Raw genomic sequence first — 1,480 nt, forward strand, 5'->3', positions numbered from 1 at the left:
AATTTCAATTTATTTTGGCTCTTCGTCAATGAGTGTTGGTGAAGAAATTCAATAGAATAATCGAGATACTCACACGGCTAGACAGCTATCTTGTCTAGCCGTGTTGTTGTTCTGGCTTTAGTCAGTTGGGTAGTATTCTTAGTTTTCTTAAAATATTTTCCTCGATATAAAAAGATTCGTTCTCGGTAGTTTTGAAAGTTTCTAAAGCCATAGGCAATTCGTTTTAGTACTTTGATATGGTTATTCAAACATTCTATAGGGCCGTTGGAATAGGGAACGCGCAACGCTCGTTTGATTTCTGTTTGGTATTTCTTGAAGGTCGTGAACACTGGTTGGTAGTGCTCTGGCAACTCCTTGTAGTCTTCTTTTAGGAGCGCGACGAATTCAGGAACATCTTGTCTTCTGATAACGGAAAGAAAATCCTGGTAGACTTCGTAGCCTCGCTTTAAGGAATCATCATAAGATAATAGCCGATCGACTATCTCTGCTTCTGTCAGATGATCTCGAAATGACGGACGCCAGTAGCGATGCTGACCTTTCAATTCCCACGCATTCTTTTGAAGTAGTCTCCAGTATTTCTTTAAGTGCTTCGACCGACGATCCCCTTTTTTAAAGGTCTTCATTACTTGAATTCGGTGGTTGGTAAAAGCCGACCAATGTGTCGGCTAATATGAAAGCGATCGGCGACGATTCGGGCATTCGGAAAACACTCTTTCACCAATGTGCGATAGGGTGTATAGAAATCTGAAACCACTAGACGCACTTGTTCACGGACTTTTATAGGGTAGCGCAAGAAATAGTCGCGTAAAGGATCAAGTTGCCGATTTTCCACAATATCAATCAGTTGATGGGTTTTGCCGTCCATCATGACAAAGCTCATGGCTCCCGAGACGTTTTTCACCGATTTGAATTCATCGAAACACACCACTTCTGGTAACGGCTGGTTCAAAGAAACGGTTTTAGGCCGAAGGCTGAAGTATTCGAATGACAGTGGTCGGAGAAATGTGCTTCATACGTGCAATCAAAGACATAGAAAGAGGCTCACTTAATAGCTCAAGAATGGCTTGTTTGACTCTGCGGGCAATGGAGCAGCGACGATCACTAACTGAATCTTCTGCTAAAAAGTCTTTCCACAGTGTTTACATTTGAAGCGCTGTTTGTTAATCCGCAGAATGGTCTTGTAGTTACTGACATCATTCAATAAGATGGATACTTTTTTCCAGCCCCATTTAATGATCGTTTGCTTATTTTGATAGTGGCAATGGAAGCATTCCTCTGGTTGATAGGTCAATGTGCCATCAAAAACAAAACATGTTTCGTCATTGATTCGCTCTTTGCGAAAGGCATCTTCATGAAAGGTAAGATTTAGGTCTAGAATATCTAGTAACTCTTTGGTAAACTCTGAATAGGACATCTTGAAACACTCCTTTGAATGGTTTTCGTCGACTTTATTCTAAAGGATTTCAAGGTGTCTGTTTGC

The 1,480-nt window shown here is 41.0% G+C and carries 2 protein-coding genes and 1 pseudogene; all 3 read right to left on the reverse strand.

All coding sequences use genetic code 11. The features are described from left to right. Positions 1-77: 77 nt before the first annotated feature. Positions 78-880: pseudogene (locus ACFQWG_RS14185) on the reverse strand (ISL3 family transposase). Between the two features lie 79 nt (positions 881-959). Continuing rightward, a complete protein-coding gene (locus tag ACFQWG_RS14190; protein WP_380976528.1) occupies positions 960-1,136 on the reverse strand; it encodes a transposase family protein in 177 nt (58 codons plus the stop codon). Continuing rightward, complete coding sequence (locus ACFQWG_RS14195; protein WP_380976526.1) at positions 1,118-1,414, reverse strand: transposase family protein; 297 nt, start codon at positions 1,412-1,414, stop codon at positions 1,118-1,120. The genes ACFQWG_RS14190 and ACFQWG_RS14195 overlap by 19 nt, the downstream gene beginning before the upstream one ends. Positions 1,415-1,480: the final 66 nt, after the last annotated feature.

The sequence above is a fragment of the Schaalia naturae genome (genome assembly GCF_042665795.1).
GTDB lineage: Bacteria > Actinomycetota > Actinomycetes > Actinomycetales > Actinomycetaceae > Pauljensenia > Pauljensenia naturae.

Coding starts and splice junctions, on each gene's coding strand:
- ACFQWG_RS14195 (WP_380976526.1), bottom strand. CDS start 1,414: ATGTCCTATTCAGAGTTTACCAAAGAGTTACTAGATATTCTAGACCTA.